We start from the raw sequence: 17,331 nt of genomic DNA on the forward strand, positions 1-17,331 counted from the left end.
AAACAGTATAACATAATATATCACTCTAATAAATACAAAAAATAAATACCAGAGCAGGTATGTTACAAGCTCTGGCATCTAAGTCTTTTTATGTTTTTAAATGCAGATGATTCTTACTTAAAAATATAAGCATCTTTATTTTTATGACTCTATTTTTATTTTACATTAAAATCATCTTTCATTTTGGTTTATAAATATTTGCACAAGCATGCACAAATACTAAATGTACATATCTTAAACCCGTTCATCTAAAATTAAAGTTTAAAAAACTTTTGAAATTCTGCTATAGTTTTATCCAAGAGTTCTTCGTCAAGCTCCATTGTTTTAAGCTTGTGCGCCTCTTCGACAATTGATCTTAATTTTACATTTTCTCTTTCTTCCAAAGACTTTTCAGCAACTTGAACATAGCCACCAATAGTTCTAAATTTAGTAACCATTCTGTGTTCATCTTCTATGTGACCCATTAAGTATCCTAGAGTCCAGTCCTTGTTAGTCTCAGTCAAGACGCATTTGTGATTTACGAGAACTCCATTTTTCTTTAGCTCTAGTAAAAATTCACGGAGCTTGTTTCTGTCAAAGTCTGAGAAAATTAAGAACTCGCTTCTTCCTTTTGTCTCCCCGGATTCTTCTTTTAGAAATAAGTCCCCCACCTTATCTTCTAAATTCTCGTCACTTAAAAGCCCCACGTCAATTCCATAATTTTTGGCAGTGTCTTTTAAAATTTCTGATCTCTCACTAGTTAGTCCATAAGCCAAAACTTTTTCCATCAAATCCTCCTTAAACTTATTAATTATTCTTGAATAACTTCAATTTTATATCCGTCTGGATCCTTTACAAAGAAGTACTTTGTTCCGCCATCATTAAGTCCAACAATGTCTGTTACATAGCAACCTTTTTCCAAAAGCTCTTCCCTAAACTTTATGATGTCGCTATTGGAGATGGCAATATGTCCGTAACCGTCGCCAATTTCATAAGGTTCTTCTCTGTCATAATTGTAAGTTAGTTCAAGTTCATAATCGCTATTTGGTAATTTTAAAAAATAAAGCGTAAATTCTTTTTCTGGAAAATCCTTTATCCTACTCTTTTCAAAACCCAAATTTTTTGTATAAAATTCTACAGATTTTTCAAGATCTTTTACTCTGATACAAGTGTGTAAAAATTTCATTTTAACCTCCGTCTAGTTTAGTTCTCAATCTGATACAAATCAGTAAAGAGCAAACGGCTCGGCAAATAAACTTCAATAAAATCAGTTAAAACAGTAATCTTAACTGGAAGTTTTGGACCCTTGTCTCCATCAAGGTCAATATTTATCTCTTCATTTTTAGAAGACCTTATCTCAATTTCTTGAGCTTCGAAGTAATCGATGTTCTCGTTTTTTTCAGCCATCCCGACGATTGCTGAACCAAAAACCGAAAGTTTTTTGATGATGGAGTCATCGGAAAGTATAAAGACTTTTGCCAAACCTGCATCTTCTTTAATTTCATCAGTTATTTTAAACTTACCCATTTTATTAGTTATACTCACGAGAACGTGATCAACATATCCTGAGTAGTGATGATTATCACCTGTCACTTCAAGCTCATACTCAACTGAATCCTTCATCTTGTCCACAGATTTTTTTGCATAGGCGAAGTTTCCAAATTTAGTCTTCTCTTCAACAGTTACTTCGTGTATGGCTTCAGGAACTGGCCCAATTGATGCAAACATGCTAAAGACCTGGTCGTTGCAAACTCCAAGATTAATCTTTTTTGTCTTATCAAACTTCATTGACCTTATTGCAATATCTTTTATCTGCGAAATTCCAAGACTCTGTGCAAGTAAATTGCCCGTGCCTCCTGGGAAGATACATAATTTTGATTTAGAATTTGATTTATACATTCCAAGGAGCACCTCGTTAATTGTGCCGTCTCCTCCATAAACAGCTATGGAGTGATAGCCCTCACAAGATGCATCTTCTGCAATTTTTGTTGCATCGCCAGGGCCCTTTGTCTCCATTAAAGTAACTTCGTCAAAATATTTATTTAAATGTTTTTTAATTCTATCTACTAAGGTTATGGCAGCTTCGTTGCCTGATGTAGGATTGTAAATTAAAACTATATTCTTCATCTGTCCACCTGTTAATAAACTATCATTCCACCATTTGGAGAAATAATTTGACCTGTCATGTAAGAATTTTTATCAGACACCATAAATGAGACGAGCTCTGCAATCTCAGTTGTCGTTGCAAGTCTTCCCATTGGAATATCTTCTGATAAGACGCAGAGGTTCTCTTCACCTATCTCATTTGTCATAGTCGTGTCTACAGCTCCAGGAGCTACTGCATTTACAGTTATTCCTGAATAGCCAAGCTCTTGGGCAAGTGCCTTAGTTAGTGCATTAATTGCCCCCTTTGTGGCCGAATAGTGACATTCCATAGATCCTCCAACAATTCCCCAAATAGAAGTCATATTAAGTATTTTACCACTTTTTTTATCAAGCATATAGGGCAGTGCTGCATGAATGCAATTGTAGACTCCCTTTACATTCACATCAAAAATTTCATCCCAAGACTCTTCGTCGATATCTTGGAAAAGTTTGTAACTTGAGATTCCGGCATTATTTATCAAAATATCTACGCCTTTAAATCTCTTCTTAACTTCATCAAACATTTTTTCCACTTCATCAGATTTTGTTATGTCAGCTTTAATTGCCAAAGCGTCCTTATGTCTATTTCTTATTTCTTTTTCTAAGGCTTTGGCCTCTTTTTCACTTTTATTATAATTAATAATTATGCGGTAATCTTCCATTGAAAGCCTTCTTGCAATTTCTGCTCCAATGCCTCTAGAAGATCCGGTAATTAATACAGTTTTCATTATTCACCTCAAAATACTTGTAACCTTTAATTCTTTGAGTTATTATATAAAAAAAGATTAAAGGAAGGTATCTATGAATAATTATATAATATCTACTGACACTTGTGTAGATTTTGAGAAATCTTATTGCGAAGAAAATGACATAAACCTCGTGCCAATAAATGTAGTAATCGACGATGAATTCTACAGTTCCTATGATCTTGATTTAGATAAATTTTATTCTGCTCTAAAAAGTGGCGAAAATATAACGACGACAGCATCTAATCCACAAACTTTTAAAGAATCTTTTGAAAAGATTTTAAAAGATGGAAAGGACTTAGTACATATTTCCTTTTCAAGTGGACTATCCTCATCTTATAACAATGCCCAACTTGCAATAAATATGTTAAGGGAAGAGTTCCCTGAGAGAAAAATTTTATTAGTAGACTCACTCGCTGCGACAAACTGCCAGTCTCTACTAGTTGACATTGCCGTTGAAATGCAAAAGAAAGATAAGAGTGTAGAAGAAGTAGCTGATGAGATTTCTTCACTTGCTTATAAATATGATGTAGACTTTATTATTAGCGACTTATTCTTCTTACAAAGAGGAGGACGCGTATCTAAATCTCAAGCCGTACTTGGAACAGCACTAAACATAAATCCAATTCTTACACTTAATAAAGTTGGAAAAATTGTCCAAACAGACAAAGTTAGAACTAGAAAAAAAGCTATCAAGAAAATTTTTGATAAATTTGTAGAGTTTTACGACAGAGATTTTAATTCAAAAGTATTTATCTCTCACGGAAATGCAAAGGAAGATGCAGAGGCTCTTCGCGATAAACTTCTAGATTACGATAAAAATTTAGAAATAGTTTTTCTAAATGAGTCAATAACAATCGCATCTCACACAGGCCCAGGCACACTTCTTATGGCCTACATTTCTACAAATCCAAAAGCTGAATAATTTTAAAAGCATTGCCAGTGGCAGTGCTTTTTTTGTTAAAATTTTAAGTGTGATTTTATTAATTGTACTTTATCACACTTGTGATATATAATAATAAATATAGATAAAAAGATTATCAGGAGGTTTTTATGAAGAAAAATGTAGCTATAATGGGCTTTGGTAGAATCGGAAGGGACGCTCTTAGAATTTGGGCATTAAGAGACGATGTAGATTTTGAAATCACTCACGTTGCCGTTAGAAATATAGAAAAGACTCTTAAAGAAAGAATGCACCTTTTCAAATTCGACACAATCTACAGAAGATTCCCAGGAGAGCTTGAATTTGTAGAAGATGGAATGATTGTTAATGGCAAAAAAGTAACTTTTATCGAGTCCAAAACACCTGCTGAAATGGACTGGAAATCTCTTGGCATTGATATAGTAATAGATTCATCAGGAGCATTTAAAAATAGAGAACAAGCAATTGGCCATATTGAAAGCGGAGCAAAAAAAGTTGTTTTAACTTCACCAGGAAAGGGCGACGACTTAACTGTTGTTCTTGGAGTTAATGACGACAAATACGACCCAGAAAAACACAATATTATCTCAAACGCAAGCTGTACAACAAACTGCCTTGCTCCAGTTACAAAAGTAATTCTTGAAAACTTTGGAATTAGAAAAGGACTTATGTCTACAGTTCACGCATACACAAATGACCAAAACATTCACGATGCAGTTCACAAAAAAGACATGAGACGTGCAAGAATGGGTGCAGAAAATATTATTCCTACATCAACAGGAGCTGCAAAAGCTGTTGGAAAAGTTATTCCAGAAGTTGATGGAATCCTTACAGGATTTGCACTTAGAGTTCCAGTGCCAACAGGATCCCTTGTTGATGTTACATTTGAACTTGAAAAAGAAGCAACTGTAGAAGAAATTAACGCAGCAATCAAGAAAGCTTCAGAAAATGAAATGAAGGGAATTTTAGAATATTCAGAAGACGAACTAGTTTCTTCAGATATTATCGGAAACGAACACTCTTCAATTTTTGATTCTAAACTTACAACAGTTAATGGCAATATGGTAAAACTAATTTCTTGGTATGACAACGAATGGGGTTATACTGAAAGAGTAATCGACCTTACAGAAAAAATTGCAAAATTAATGTAATTTATTTAGAAAGTAAAATTTAATATTTAAAAATAAAAGAGGCTATGAAATCATAGCCTCATATTTTTTATAAATTAATAAGATTTCTTTAGCTTTATTAAAAGTTTCAGGCTATGAAAATAATAGCCCCTTTTTTATTTATAACGAAATTTCAAATTATCTAATTCCGCCGCCACTTCCTCCACCGAAGGAGCCACCGCCACCTCCGCTAAAGGATGAACCTCCACCACCTGATGAAGATGATGAAGTCGCGCTGTTATAAGCAGACTGAACATTACTTGAAAAATTATTCGTTAGAATAATAAAAGTTGTCATGTCCATTCCATTAATATCATAGCCAGGATCGACTATCTTAAGCTGTTCATAAACTTTATCAGCTATCCCAAAATATGCAGCCCAAATTAAATAATCTTTCCAAAGTGATACTTCTTTTACTTCTCTTTCTGATAAAAGTGAGTAGTCCTCAAGATATTTTTTAAAACCAAAAACTTTCTTTTTAAGCTCATAAGCTACATCAGTCTCATAAGTCTTTTCGCGTTTAAATATCCCAAGAACTTTTTTCTCAATTACTTCGTAACCGCCAATTGACTTAATATATCTTTTGGAATTTTTGCTAAGAGTCTCTTGAAGGTCGCTGTATTCGTCGTAGTGCTTCTTGATGTACTTTGTAAACTCCTTCTCAGAAAGAATATTGTCGTCGCCGCTTGCACTTACAATCATATCCCAAAGATCTTCCTCGGCTGTATTATCAAACTCGCCCTTATCACCAATAATAAGGCTCAGGCTGTCTCTCTTAAAGATTAAACCAACTTCATCTTTTCTTTCTTTTAACTTCTTCTCAAAGACCCACTTTAAAATATATGCCGAAAGAACATCTTCCATCTCTGGATAAACAAGTCTATAGGTCCTTGCAAAATCCTCATCTGGAATATCTCTATAATAGGGAAGCTCTTCCATATCTATAGTTCTGCCTTTTATATCTTCAGAGCCTTTATTTATATTTCTAATAAATTGAAATATAATAAAAACAATTATAATGTTAAAAATAACTGAAAAGAATGGCCAAAAAATAAATCCAAAGAACGGATGCCTTGAAGATGTGCCCTGCGAATCGTCATAATAATTATCTTCGCTTGCTCTCGCATTAGTGCTGTTGCCGCCATTTCCATCACTTGGGCTCGCACCTACCATCGCCTCATCTATAAGCTCATCGCTGGTCCAATTTTGATTATTCGAAGTATTAAATATTTTTCCTTCAAAAATTCCAAGAAGTACCATGTAATTAGATGAACTCATGGGCTCTTCTGTATAGGCATAGAGATTGTCATTATTTATCTCAGTTTTTCCAGTATAACCAAATCCCCAAATCCTCGTGCTCGGATAAGAGTACACTAGTCCAGCGTCATTATAAACCCTTACGCTTGCCCTTTCCGTTGGATTCATTCCATCGTTTAAAAATTTCCAGTAGAAGGCTTGATAATTATCTTTTAAATTAAATACAAAGTTTGAAAGATTGTATTCTGTAACGAAAGTATGCTCGCCATAATCTCCAAATCCAAAGCAAATTTCATATCCATCACCTGTGTCAACTACCCCATATTTGTGGGCCTTCTCTTCTCTTGACTTATTGATGTCCCAGCTTTCTACCTTCTCAAGTAGATTCCCACTTTCATCATAAACTTTAACATCAGAAAGCTCTGTCTCTCCCATATTTCCAAGAGAGATAAAGTTCTCTGTGCCCTCGTCTGTGTAAAAAGATCTCGTTTCTTTTACACTTGCCGAGCCGTCAGAGTGAAGACTTACTTCCAAATCTATGGAGTGCATGTTAACTTCTGCAAATACATTTGAAGTTATTACTATGAGCACCAAAAAAATTGTACAAATAGATGTGTATAATTTTTTCATAATACTTACCAAGATGGCATGTCAGTTTTACCTGAAGAATTTTTGAAATACTCTTCTTGTTTAAATCCAAACATTGACGCCACTATATTTGATGGAAAACTTTGAATTTTCGTATTTAATTTTGTAACTGTGTCGTTATAAATCATACGAGACATGCGGACATTTTCTTCGTAGGAATTTATTGAGTTCATTGTGCTTTTATAAACTTCAGATGCCTTTAAATCTGGATAAGCCTCTGCAACTGCGTTTATTCTAGTAAGAGCCTTAGAAAAAGCGTCGTCGTCTCTTTCAACATCACGAGCTGATGCATCTCTATCTATATTTGTCCTTTTTTCAGTGATGTCTCTTAAGAGGCTTGCCTCATGTTCTGAATATTTTTTTGTCGCCTCGATTAGACTACTCACAGCGTCCCATCTCGATTCAACTTGAGCTGCAATATTTGCCATTGAATTTTTCACCATCTCTCTAAGTTTTACAAGAGAGTTGTAATTTGTCATTATAAATAACAAAAGAAGAACTACAATGACGATTATAATAATAAGAGTCATAACTACCTCCTCATAAATTTAATTAATTAATCTCTACCCTAATTAAATTCATAATTTGTCAAAACTGTATTAAATTTAGATATACAAATCGTAAAATTTATCAATGTGCAAATAAAAAACTCACCACTTGGGTGAGCTATAAACTATTTATAATAAAAAATAAGCTCACAACTTGGTGAGCTCAAAAAATATTAAATTTACCAAACATTTATTATTAGAGCCGACACATCATCGCTCTGCGGTCCATCTAAAAATTTATCAAAATTTTTCTCAAGAGTTTCCAACACATCGATGTTTTTTATTTTCACAATGTCTTCCACTCTCTTCATGCCGTAGGCTTCTCCAGCTCTATTTCTATTTTCAACAACTCCATCAGTCATAAATAGAAGTTTGTCGCCGGCGTAAATATCAATTTCATACTCTTCGTAATTTGGATTTGCGAAGAACCTAGAAATCGGATAGCCACTTGAAACAAGTCTTTCTATCTCGCCATCTCTTACTCTCATAGGAAGTGGCAAGTGACCTGCATTGGCATAGACAAAAGAATTTTTTCTCCTGTTGTAAACTCCATAAAAGCAAGTGAAGTAATTTTCTATTTCAAGACGAAGTGTCGTGAATCTATCAGATATTGACCTTAACATCTCCTTAGGTGATAGCATAATGTTTATATTTGATGTCCTAATCATGGACTTAATAAACATAGTCACCATTGATGCAGCAAATCCATGACCAACAGAGTCTGCCATATAAATTGCAATGTGGTCATTATCTATTTCAAAAACATCAAACATATCGCCACTTAAAATATTAGACGGCTTGTAGATGTAATTTACTTTAAGATTTTTTTGAAAACCTCTGTCGGGAAGCATAGTCCTTTGAATTTTTGATGCTGAATTGGTTTCGTTGGTCATGATTTTATTTTTCTTAATCATTTCTTTTTGAAGTTTTCTTGCCATTGTCACATTTCTAAAAACTTCAACTACGCCAATTATCTCCCCATTCGTGCCAATTACCGGTGAGCATTTTACTGAAAAAATTAAGTTTCCAATATTCTCTTCTCTTTGGATAACTTCACCAGTCTGAAGGGCACGCCTTGTTATGGAAGGATCAAAAACATCGTCTCCAATTCTGCAAACAAGTTGTTCGCTGTCATATCCAAGCATCTCTTCCATTGCTTGGTTTACAAAGACTACTTTTTCATTTGTATCTAAAACTCGAATTAAATCTGCAATTCCATTTAGAACTTGCAGGTCAATTTTTTTGTGGTTAAGGTCTTTACTCACGATACACCTCGGTGCAATTATTTTTTATAGGGCTTTGGTCCAAAGTATTGATAATAGTAGGATCTGAGTCTCCCGTTGTACAACTTTCTATTTCTGTCTGCCTTTTTGCCAAAATTCTTTTCGAATTTTTCGTTGGCAGAAATTATATAAAAAGACCAAGTGTCCAGATATTTATATAATTTTCCAAGTTCTCTATTTAACTCGTCTACATCTTTTTTCCCAATTCTCTCTCCATAAGGAGGGTTTGTAATTAAAACTCCGTAGTCGTTTGGAAGATCAAGCTCTCTAATGTCTTTTTGGAAAAATGAAATGTCCTCTTCAAGTCCCAAAATCTCGCTGTTCATGCGCGCAATCTCAATTGCTTTGTGTGAGATATCTGATGCAATGATTGATAACTTTTTGTTGTAGTCAATCTCCTGATAGCACTTCTTCTTTTCTTCCTTAAATTCGTCGGGATCAATAAAGGCAAATTTTTCAAAATCAAATTTTCTCATAAGACCTGGCGCAACATTTTTTCCTATCATGGCCGCCTCTATTGGAATAGTTCCAGATCCACAAAATGGATCTGCCAAAATCCTATCCTCGTTCCAATAACTTAAAAGAATTAGAGATGCAGCTATAGTCTCTGAAAGTGGGGCCTTGTAATTTACTTCTCTATATCCCCTTTTGTGAAGTCCATCTCCCGATGTGTCGATGGTAATTTCTGCAACATCATTAAGTAGAGAAACTTCAATTCTAACTCGCGGACCACTTTTTTCAAACCACGATACATTGTATTTTGTTCTTAGTTTTTCAATGATCGCCTTTTCAGTAATTCTTTGGCAGTCTGAAATTGAAAATAGTTTAGACTTTCTGCTTCGCCCTTCAATGATGAAGTTATCGTCTTCTCTTAAAAAATAAGTCCAATCAATGTCATAGACTTTGTCGAATAATTCTTCAAAAGTTGTTGCAGGAAATCTATCTACAAGAATAAGAATTCTTTCTGCAGTTCTAAGTCTTAGATTTAAAACAGCAATGTCTTTAAGACTTCCTTCTATTTCAATTTTTCCGTCTGTAACTTTTAAATTTTCATATCCCAACTCTATAAGTTCTCTTTTTGTAACTGCTTCCAGCCCAAAATTTGTCGTTGCAATTAATTTTACTTTATCCATCTCGCACCTCAAGTACTATTATACAAGATATAATTTTCTTTGTCTTTATTTTGTGTATTTTTTTAATTAAAGGGTATTATTATTTTGTAAGAAATTTTATAAATTTTATTGGGGGTATATTAATGAAATTAACCGAAACAATTCAAACTGCTGATTGGAAATCTGAAAAACACGTTCCTGCAATCATCGTAGATAAAAAAGACGGAGTTCTTAACATTAAAGCTCACGTTGGTGAAGAAGTTGCTCACCCAAATACATTAGAACACCACATTGCATGGATTAAAGTATTCTTTAAACCTGAAGGAGCTAAATTCCCAATCGAAGTTGGTTCATATGAATTTTCAGCACACGGCGAAGAAGATCTATTCACAGAACCATGTGTAGAAACTTCTGTAAAAACTGACAAAGGTGGAGAAGTTTATGCACTAAGCTATTGCAATATCCACGGACTTTGGGAAAATTCTCTAGAAGTTTAATTTAAATTTAAAATTTTTATATCAGTTAAAGAGAGATTTTAATAATCTCTCTTTTTTTTGCAGATAATTTATCACAACAAGTGCAAAAAAAATAAGCGACCTAAGTCGCTTTAAGATTTTAATTTTAACTTTCTATTTAAGTCGATGCTCTATACAAGTCCCAGTAATGATAAAATTCCTGTTGAATTTAACCAAATTAATAAAATCAAAACTGGCGCTATATATTTAATTAATACGCTCCAATAACTTTTTGCTTTAAATTCCAAAGTGCCGTGATTTGTAATCTCTTCTGTCGCCTTGTCAGTTCCCCACACATGACCAATTACTATGCACATCAAAAGTCCACATAGTGGCATTAGAACAGCCTCTGCAATGTATCCCACGAAGTCGAAGAAAGTCATTCCAAAGAACTTCATCTCCCAAACTCCATTAGAAAGTGATTCAGGTATTGAAATTAAAAATATAATTGCACTTAATACATACACTGCTTTTTTTCTGTCCCAGTTTTTGTTGTCAATTAAATAAGATGTTGGAACTTCTAATAGTGATAGTGAAGAGGTTATCGCTGCAAAAAGAACTAATAAGAAGAATAAACTTCCAAAGATAACTCCACCTGGCATTGAACCAAAAACTGATGGCAATGTCACAAAAATAAGTCCAGGCCCTTCTGATGGATCAAAACCAAATGCAAAAACTGCAGGAAGTATTGCGAATCCAGAAAGTATTGCCGCTATTGTGTCAAACAATGGAACCATCACTGCATTCTTTTCCAAGTTTGCTGAGTCTGATAAATAGGACCCATAGGTAATTGTAATTCCCATTCCAAGAGATAGTGAGAAGAAAACTTGACCAAGTGCAGCTGATACTGTTGACATTGAAAGTTTTGACAAGTCTGGCTTTAAGAAAAATTTAATTCCCTCTACTGCTCCAGGAAGTGTAACTGATCTTATTGCAGTTACTATTAAAAGAACAAAAAGAAGTGGCATCATGAATTTTGACGCTCTCTCTATTCCCTTTATTACTCCTGCCTTCAAAATAAATAAATTGATTACTATGAATATAAAAGTCCAAAGAATTGGCTCAAAAGGACTTGATATAAAGCTTCCAAAAAATGATTCTGAGCTTGCACTTACAAATTTAGACTGACCAGTTATATATGAAAATAAATATTTTAAAATCCATCCACCAATTATGTTGTAATAAGTAACTATTAAAAATGCCACAACTACACCAATGACTCCTGCAAAAGTATATTTTTTGGCAATCTTCTTATAAGCTCCAATTGGATTTAGTTTTGTAAATCGTCCAATCGTCATCTCACCCAACATACACGCAAATCCTACAGTAAGCAAAATACAGAGGTAAATCAGTACGAATATACCTCCTCCATTTGTACCAGTCAGATATGGAAATTTCCAAAGATTTCCAAGACCAACGGCAGATCCTACAGATGCCATTAAAAATCCAAAGTTCGAAAAAGTGCCTCTCGTGCCTTTTGAACTTTCCGCTTTCATACTAATTCCTCCCTTTTTTGAATATTTAATGAGAATTGTATAACATTTCACTATCAATTGCAATAGATTTTGGCAAAATAATTTCAATCATTTAAAGTGCCAAATATTTATATTGTAATTAAGACTTTTCTTTGTGGGTTAAAACGGATAAAGTTCATATTGCCTAAAAATTTATTTAAAATAATAAAAATTATTGCAAAAAAATATGGCGAAGTGTTTAGGTACAATGTCCACACTTCGCCATATCACATAATTTATTAATTTTTTTCTTTCATAACTCTAACAAAAAATTTAAAGTTTAATCTCCACTTAAATTTTAAAATAGAGATGCTTTATAAATTTCTAAAATATCTTCTTCTTTTAATTCTTTTACGCCCTTAATTGATCCTCCTGCATTTTCTGCAGCTCTTTTTGCCATCTCTTCTAGATGTTCGTCGTCAATTCCAACTTCTTCAAGAGTCATTGGCACATGAAGTTCTTGTTCGAAGAATGCGTGTAAAGCTCCAATTGCTTTTTTTGCGTCTTGGAATTTGTCATCGCTTGGTTTAATTCCAAATACATTTATTCCAAAGTCGCGAATCATATCAACTGTATCGTCATCAAGAATATAACTTAAAAATCTTGGAGTAAGAATTGCAAGTCCAATTCCGTGAGTTAAGTCGTAGAAAGCTGAAAGTTCGTGTTCCATTGGATGCACTGACCAATTTGTGTCCTTGCCAGTCTTTACAAGTCCGTTAATTGCCCAAGATGATGCCCACATTATATTTGCACGAGCTTCGTAATTTTCTGGCTCTTCAAGTAGAATAGGGCCGTAGTGAATGCAAGTTTTTAAAATTGCCTCAGACATTCTGTTTTGTAGATAAGTGTCTTTATCTAGTGTGAAATAATTTTCCATTGTGTGAGACATAATATCTGCAACGCCTGCTACTGTGTGCTTTGCATTTACTGAATAAGTTATTTCAGGATCAAGTATTGAGAATTTTGGTTTAACAAGTGGTGAGCCAAATCCAAGTTTTTGTTTAGTTTCTGGATTTGTAATAACTCCGCCGCCGTTCATTTCTGAACCTGTTGCTGCAAGTGTAAGGATTGTTCCAATTGGAAGAGCTTTTTCGATTTTTTCTTCTCTAATTACGATTTTCCATGGATCAGCATCGACAAAAGTTGCAGCTGCAATTAATTTTGAAAGGTCTATTACAGATCCTCCACCAATTGCCAAGATAAAGTTTATGTCATTTTCACGAACTATTTTTACACCTTCGCGAGCTGACTCAACTCTTGGGTTTGGTTCAATTCCACCAAGTTCTTTGTAAAAAATATTTTCTTTTTCTAAAATCTTAACAACTTCGTCATAGAGTCCTATCTTTTTAATGGAACCTCCACCGTAAGTTATAAGAACTCTGTCGCCATACTTCTTAATTTCTTTTGGCAAATCTTTTAAATAATCTTTTCCAAATAAAATCTTTGTGTCTACATTCCAAATAAAATCTTTCATAAAATCCTCCTAATTCTTAAACTGTGAATTATAAAGTTTAGCATAAGCTCCATCTAATTTAATAAGTTCCTTGTGGCTTCCTTTTTCCACAATGTCTCCCTTATCTAAAACGAGTATCACATCACTATTTACAATAGTTGAAAGCCTGTGTGCAATTATAAAGTTTGTCCTATCATGAAGTAAGTTCTGCATAGCCTTTTGGATTAGCGCCTCAGTTCTCGTATCGACAGATGATGTCGCCTCATCCAGTATTAAAATTTCTGGATCAGATAAAAGCGCCCTTGCAATAGTAAGAAGCTGCTTTTGTCCTTTAGAGATATTAGATGCCTCTTCATTTAAAACTGTGTCGTATCCATCTGGGAGTTTTTCGATAAAGTTGTGACAATAAGCTTTCTTCGATGCCTCAATCACTTCTTCATAGGTTGCATCTTCCTTGCCATATTTAATATTGTCATAGATCGTGCCCCTAAAGAGCCACGAATCTTGAAGCACCATTCCAAATAGAGACCTCAAGTTCTCTCTCGACACATCTTCTATGTCGACGCCATTTATTTTAATCTTTCCACTATCAATATCATAAAACCTCATTAAAAGATTTACAATAGTAGTCTTGCCTGCTCCAGTTGGTCCAACTATGGCAACAGTTGAGTTTTTAACTACATCTAGATTTAAATTATTTATGATAGGTTTTTTCTTATCATAAGAGAAGTTCACATTTTGAAATTCAATATTTTCAACGGGCCTTTTAATACTATCTGTTACAATTTCTTCTTCCTCATCTACATCTAAAAATTCAAAAATTCTCTCGCCAGATGCAATTGAAGCTTGGAAAATTGACGCCATCTCAGCAAGTTGTTCAATCGGTCCATTTAATTTTCTCACATACTGAATTACTGCCTGAATATCTCCAATAAATAATTTACCCTTTACGACTAAAATTCCACCAACTAGTGAAAGCATTACATAGCCGATGTTTGAAATAAATGTCATAATAGGAAGCATAATTCCCGTCATAAAACTTGCCTTGTAGCTCACTTCGTAAAGATTATTATTTATATCCAAAAATTCATCTTCTGCTCTTTTTTCGTAATTAAAAGCTTTTACAAGTTCGGACCCAGAGAAGTTCTCCTCTACAAATCCAACCATGCTGCCAAGCCCTTTTGACTTCTTCCTAAAGTAGCCTTGAGATTTTTTTGAAATATACTTAGTTGAAAAATATGTCACTGGAAGTGTAAATAAAAATACCAGTGTAAGCGTCATCGACGTCTTTATCATTACAAAGAGTATTCCAACAATTAAAATCACAGAAGATAAAAGGGAAGAAACTGTCTGTTGCAAGTTTTTGCCAAGAGTCTCAACATCATTTGTCATCCTCGATAGGAGGTCTCCCGTGCTGTGCTTGTCAAAATAAGATGTGGGAATATATCTTACTTTTTCTGATATCTCACTTCTTAATTTTGAAATTAATTCCTGTGTAACATTTACAAGTATTCTGCCAGTAAAGTAATCAGAAATGCCCTGAACAATATAAATAAAAATTAAAATTGTACAAATTCTAGTAATAAATTCAAAATCAACGGGCATATTTGCCTGAACATTTTCAAAAACCTTTGTCGTGATATTTCCCATTAATTTTGGCGACAATATTTGCAAAATTGATGAAAAAATTGTAAAAACTATTGTGAAAAATAACTCGAGCCTGTACGCTTTTAAATAACTGATAATTCTTAAAACTGTGCTTTTATTCTTCATAGTTTTGCCCCTGACTTATAGCTATTTCACGGTAAATTTCGTTGTTTTTCATGAGGTCCTCGTGAGTTCCATAACCTGCAACTTCGCCGTCTTCTAAAACTAAAATCTTATCTGCATTTAAAATTGTAGCGACTCTTTGTGCCACAATAATTACAATTTTATCTGTCAAGAAATCCGAAAGACTCTTCCTAAGTTCATAATCTGTCTCATAATCTAGAGCAGAAAATGAATCGTCAAAAATATATACAGATGCATCTCGCGTAAGTGCCCTTGCAATAGAAAGTCTCTGCTTTTGACCACCAGAGAAGTTTGCCCCTCCACCAGTTATTTCTTTTGAAAGAGCATCCTCTCCCAAAAAGTCAGAAGTCTTCGCATATTGAAGCGACCTTTTAATTTCACTATCTGAGGCATCTTCTTTTGCATATCTCATATTATCTTTAACGGACTTTGAAAAGAAAAACGAATCTTGTGGAACATAAGAAATTTTATCTCTCATATCATAATTATTTAGATTTCTAATGTCTTTTCCATTGATAAAAAGCTCTTGGTATCCCGGTTCATAAAACTGCAACAGTAACCTTAGAAGTGTCGTCTTCCCAGAACCTGTTCCACCAATTATGCCAAGAGTCTCGCCTTTTTTTACATCAAAATTAATGTTATTTAAAACTTTTCTGTGAGCGTCGGGATAACCAAAGGAAATATTTTCTCCTCTTATTTCATAAATATCTCCCTCAATACTTTCACGTCCTCCAGTTTTTGTGCTCTCATAATCTAAAACTTCGTTAATCCTATTCATTGAGGCATAAGTTCTTGGAATCAAATTTAGTAAAAAGCTCATCATAATCATTGCCATAAGAACTTGCGTGATGTACTGAATATATGCCATGAGCTCTCCTACTCCAAGTTCTCTTATATCAACAAGCTTTGCCCCAAAATACATTACAGCAACAAGCGCCAAGTTTAAAATAATAGTAAGAAGCGGCCTCATGTTGATGAGGAGCTTATTTACCTTAGTAGCCATTACTCTATACTCTTCATTTGCTTCATCAAAAATATTCTCTTCTAAATCGTCGCGTGAGAATGCCCTTATAACTCTTAAACCAGTAAGTCTTCTCCTAAAGAGTTCATTTATTTTATCAAGTCTTCTCTGCAAAATTGGAAAGTAAGGAAGACCTCTTTTTAAAATAAAATAAAGCCCTATTGCAATAAATGGAATTGTAACAGGAAGTATTATTGATAATTTTAAATTTGTAGAAAGAGCCATGATGAGTCCACCGATAAACATGAGTGGTCCACGAATTAGAGGCCTTAGTGCCATAAGAACCATTTGCTCAACTTGATTGACATCATCTGTCGTTCTAGTAATTAAAGACGAAATAGAAAAATGTTCCACATCATCAAAACTTAGATAATTTATTTTTTTGAATAGATCATATCTTAAATCTCTAGAAAATGCCATGGTAGTCTTTGAAGAGTGATAAGCAGCTGTTGCTCTACAAGTTACAGTTAAGATAACTACAATTATCATGATCATTCCCATTTTAAGAATATAATCTGTATCTCCATAGGCAACTCCCTTGTCAATTACAAGGGACATGAGTTTGGGCAAAAAAAGCTCTCCTAAAGCATTACCAAACGTTAGGAGTAAAACCACCAAAATCCTCAGCCTATATTTACTTAAACCTTTATAAATCTCCATATTTCCTCCACTTAAAAATATTCTACCACATTGCCAAAATTAAGCAAAATGTAGTGGTAAAGCTAATTTAAGTACGTTTACATTTTACCCAATAACTACAAAACTTATAGACTTATTCTCCCTTTGCTCATTAAATTATATTTGCACTCGCATGGATTTATCTTTTATTTTTTATCAAAGCGAATAGTTAAATTTTATGAGGCCCTAAACGACTACTTTTTAATACAAAACCATTAAGTATTTTAAATCTTTTTTTAAAATGAATTGATATTTTCATCCCCTATCACTTATAAAAGCATAATTTTTTGCAACAAAAAAGGAGCAGTCGCCTGCTCCATTTTTTATTTCATTTTATTAGTCAATGATTTTTGATACTACTCCAGATGCTACTGTTCTTCCACCTTCACGAATGGCAAATCTTAATCCTTCGTCCATTGCTACTGGTGTGATTAGTGTTACTGTAAATGTTGAGTTGTCTCCTGGCATTACCATTTCTACTCCGTCTGCTAATTGGATATCTCCTGTTACGTCTGTTGTTCTGAAGTAGAATTGTGGTCTGTATCCGTTA

15 protein-coding genes and 1 pseudogene are annotated in these 17,331 nt (G+C 33.9%); 3 read left to right on the forward strand and 13 right to left on the reverse strand.

Translation table 11 applies throughout. The features are described 5' to 3' along the window. Window positions 1–254 precede the first annotated feature (254 nt). Genes ACOX6R_RS01570 through ymfI form a run of 4 tightly spaced genes read right to left on the reverse strand, consistent with a single transcriptional unit; the run spans window position 255 to window position 2,852 of the window. Complete coding sequence (locus tag ACOX6R_RS01570; protein ID WP_433446540.1) at window positions 255–767, reverse strand: DUF3783 domain-containing protein; 513 nt, start codon at window positions 765–767, stop codon at window positions 255–257. A 23-nt stretch (window positions 768–790) separates the two neighbouring features. Further along, a complete protein-coding gene (gene gloA, locus ACOX6R_RS01575; RefSeq protein ID WP_433446542.1) occupies window positions 791–1,165 on the reverse strand; it encodes a lactoylglutathione lyase in 375 nt (124 codons plus the stop codon). A gap of 17 nt (window positions 1,166–1,182) precedes the next feature. Beyond that, complete coding sequence (locus ACOX6R_RS01580) at window positions 1,183–2,106, reverse strand: diacylglycerol/lipid kinase family protein (protein ID WP_433446544.1); 924 nt, start codon at window positions 2,104–2,106, stop codon at window positions 1,183–1,185. A gap of 11 nt (window positions 2,107–2,117) precedes the next feature. Continuing rightward, window positions 2,118–2,852: an elongation factor P 5-aminopentanone reductase gene (gene ymfI / locus ACOX6R_RS01585; RefSeq protein WP_433446546.1), complete on the reverse strand. Its 735-nt coding sequence runs from the start codon at window positions 2,850–2,852 to the stop codon at window positions 2,118–2,120. 73 nt (window positions 2,853–2,925) lie between these two features. On the opposite strand from ymfI, the gene ACOX6R_RS01590 reads away from it, so the two are divergent. After that, window positions 2,926–3,795 (forward strand): DegV family protein, encoded by an 870-nt coding sequence (locus ACOX6R_RS01590; RefSeq protein ID WP_433446548.1) that lies wholly within the window; start codon window positions 2,926–2,928, stop codon window positions 3,793–3,795. A 128-nt stretch (window positions 3,796–3,923) separates the two neighbouring features. Further along, window positions 3,924–4,943: a type I glyceraldehyde-3-phosphate dehydrogenase gene (gene gap, locus ACOX6R_RS01595; RefSeq protein WP_433446550.1), complete on the forward strand. Its 1,020-nt coding sequence runs from the start codon at window positions 3,924–3,926 to the stop codon at window positions 4,941–4,943. A 156-nt stretch (window positions 4,944–5,099) separates the two neighbouring features. Here the strand turns inward: gap and ACOX6R_RS01600 are convergent, their stop codons facing one another. From ACOX6R_RS01600 to ACOX6R_RS01615, 4 genes are all read right to left on the reverse strand, one after another. Continuing rightward, window positions 5,100–6,848: a DUF2207 family protein gene (locus tag ACOX6R_RS01600; RefSeq protein ID WP_433446552.1), complete on the reverse strand. Its 1,749-nt coding sequence runs from the start codon at window positions 6,846–6,848 to the stop codon at window positions 5,100–5,102. 5 nt (window positions 6,849–6,853) lie between these two features. Next, window positions 6,854–7,396: a LemA family protein gene (locus ACOX6R_RS01605; RefSeq protein WP_433446554.1), complete on the reverse strand. Its 543-nt coding sequence runs from the start codon at window positions 7,394–7,396 to the stop codon at window positions 6,854–6,856. A 197-nt stretch (window positions 7,397–7,593) separates the two neighbouring features. Then, the gene (locus tag ACOX6R_RS01610; protein WP_433446556.1) at window positions 7,594–8,679 is read right to left on the reverse strand and encodes a SpoIIE family protein phosphatase; all 1,086 of its coding nucleotides are present in this window, start codon (window positions 8,677–8,679) and stop codon (window positions 7,594–7,596) included. A 17-nt stretch (window positions 8,680–8,696) separates the two neighbouring features. Beyond that, a complete protein-coding gene (locus ACOX6R_RS01615) occupies window positions 8,697–9,830 on the reverse strand; it encodes a THUMP domain-containing class I SAM-dependent RNA methyltransferase (RefSeq protein ID WP_433446558.1) in 1,134 nt (377 codons plus the stop codon). Between the two features lie 122 nt (window positions 9,831–9,952). On the opposite strand from ACOX6R_RS01615, the gene ACOX6R_RS01620 reads away from it, so the two are divergent. Then, the gene (locus ACOX6R_RS01620) at window positions 9,953–10,306 is read left to right on the forward strand and encodes a class II SORL domain-containing protein (RefSeq protein ID WP_433446560.1); all 354 of its coding nucleotides are present in this window, start codon (window positions 9,953–9,955) and stop codon (window positions 10,304–10,306) included. Window positions 10,307–10,455: 149 nt separating this feature from the next. On the opposite strand, the gene ACOX6R_RS01625 is transcribed toward ACOX6R_RS01620, so the two are convergent. The 5 genes and pseudogenes from ACOX6R_RS01625 to tuf all read right to left on the reverse strand — a co-directional run. After that, entirely contained in the window at window positions 10,456–11,820 is a 1,365-nt protein-coding gene (locus ACOX6R_RS01625) for a sodium-dependent transporter (RefSeq protein WP_433446562.1), read from the reverse strand. Between the two features lie 316 nt (window positions 11,821–12,136). After that, window positions 12,137–13,312 carry an iron-containing alcohol dehydrogenase gene (locus ACOX6R_RS01630; protein ID WP_433446564.1) on the reverse strand — a complete coding sequence of 392 codons (1,176 nt, stop codon included), beginning with the start codon at window positions 13,310–13,312 and terminating at the stop codon, window positions 12,137–12,139. A 9-nt stretch (window positions 13,313–13,321) separates the two neighbouring features. Then, entirely contained in the window at window positions 13,322–15,064 is a 1,743-nt protein-coding gene (locus ACOX6R_RS01635; protein WP_433446566.1) for an ABC transporter ATP-binding protein, read from the reverse strand. Beyond that, window positions 15,054–16,763, reverse strand: coding sequence for an ABC transporter ATP-binding protein (locus ACOX6R_RS01640; RefSeq protein WP_433446568.1), 1,710 nt, complete (start codon window positions 16,761–16,763; stop codon window positions 15,054–15,056). The genes ACOX6R_RS01635 and ACOX6R_RS01640 overlap by 11 nt, the downstream gene beginning before the upstream one ends. Before the next feature lie 354 nt (window positions 16,764–17,117). Next, window positions 17,118–17,331: pseudogene (tuf, locus tag ACOX6R_RS01645) on the reverse strand (elongation factor Tu); the annotation flags it as partial.

The organism is Peptoniphilus sp., assembly GCF_050943655.1.
GTDB lineage: Bacteria > Bacillota > Clostridia > Tissierellales > Peptoniphilaceae > Peptoniphilus_A.

Excerpts from the sequence above, each read along its gene's own strand:
- ACOX6R_RS01570 (WP_433446540.1), bottom strand. The coding sequence starts at position 767 with ATGGAAAAAGTTTTGGCTTATGGACTAACTAGTGAGAGATCAGAAATT.
- gloA (WP_433446542.1), bottom strand. The coding sequence starts at position 1,165 with ATGAAATTTTTACACACTTGTATCAGAGTAAAAGATCTTGAAAAATCT.
- ACOX6R_RS01580 (WP_433446544.1), bottom strand. The coding sequence starts at position 2,106 with ATGAAGAATATAGTTTTAATTTACAATCCTACATCAGGCAACGAAGCT.
- ymfI (WP_433446546.1), bottom strand. The coding sequence starts at position 2,852 with ATGAAAACTGTATTAATTACCGGATCTTCTAGAGGCATTGGAGCAGAA.
- ACOX6R_RS01590 (WP_433446548.1), top strand. The coding sequence starts at position 2,926 with ATGAATAATTATATAATATCTACTGACACTTGTGTAGATTTTGAGAAA.
- gap (WP_433446550.1), top strand. The coding sequence starts at position 3,924 with ATGAAGAAAAATGTAGCTATAATGGGCTTTGGTAGAATCGGAAGGGAC.
- ACOX6R_RS01600 (WP_433446552.1), bottom strand. The coding sequence starts at position 6,848 with ATGAAAAAATTATACACATCTATTTGTACAATTTTTTTGGTGCTCATA.
- ACOX6R_RS01605 (WP_433446554.1), bottom strand. The coding sequence starts at position 7,396 with ATGACTCTTATTATTATAATCGTCATTGTAGTTCTTCTTTTGTTATTT.
- ACOX6R_RS01615 (WP_433446558.1), bottom strand. The coding sequence starts at position 9,830 with ATGGATAAAGTAAAATTAATTGCAACGACAAATTTTGGGCTGGAAGCA.
- ACOX6R_RS01620 (WP_433446560.1), top strand. The coding sequence starts at position 9,953 with ATGAAATTAACCGAAACAATTCAAACTGCTGATTGGAAATCTGAAAAA.
- ACOX6R_RS01625 (WP_433446562.1), bottom strand. The coding sequence starts at position 11,820 with ATGAAAGCGGAAAGTTCAAAAGGCACGAGAGGCACTTTTTCGAACTTT.
- ACOX6R_RS01630 (WP_433446564.1), bottom strand. The coding sequence starts at position 13,312 with ATGAAAGATTTTATTTGGAATGTAGACACAAAGATTTTATTTGGAAAA.
- ACOX6R_RS01635 (WP_433446566.1), bottom strand. The coding sequence starts at position 15,064 with ATGAAGAATAAAAGCACAGTTTTAAGAATTATCAGTTATTTAAAAGCG.
- ACOX6R_RS01640 (WP_433446568.1), bottom strand. The coding sequence starts at position 16,763 with ATGGAGATTTATAAAGGTTTAAGTAAATATAGGCTGAGGATTTTGGTG.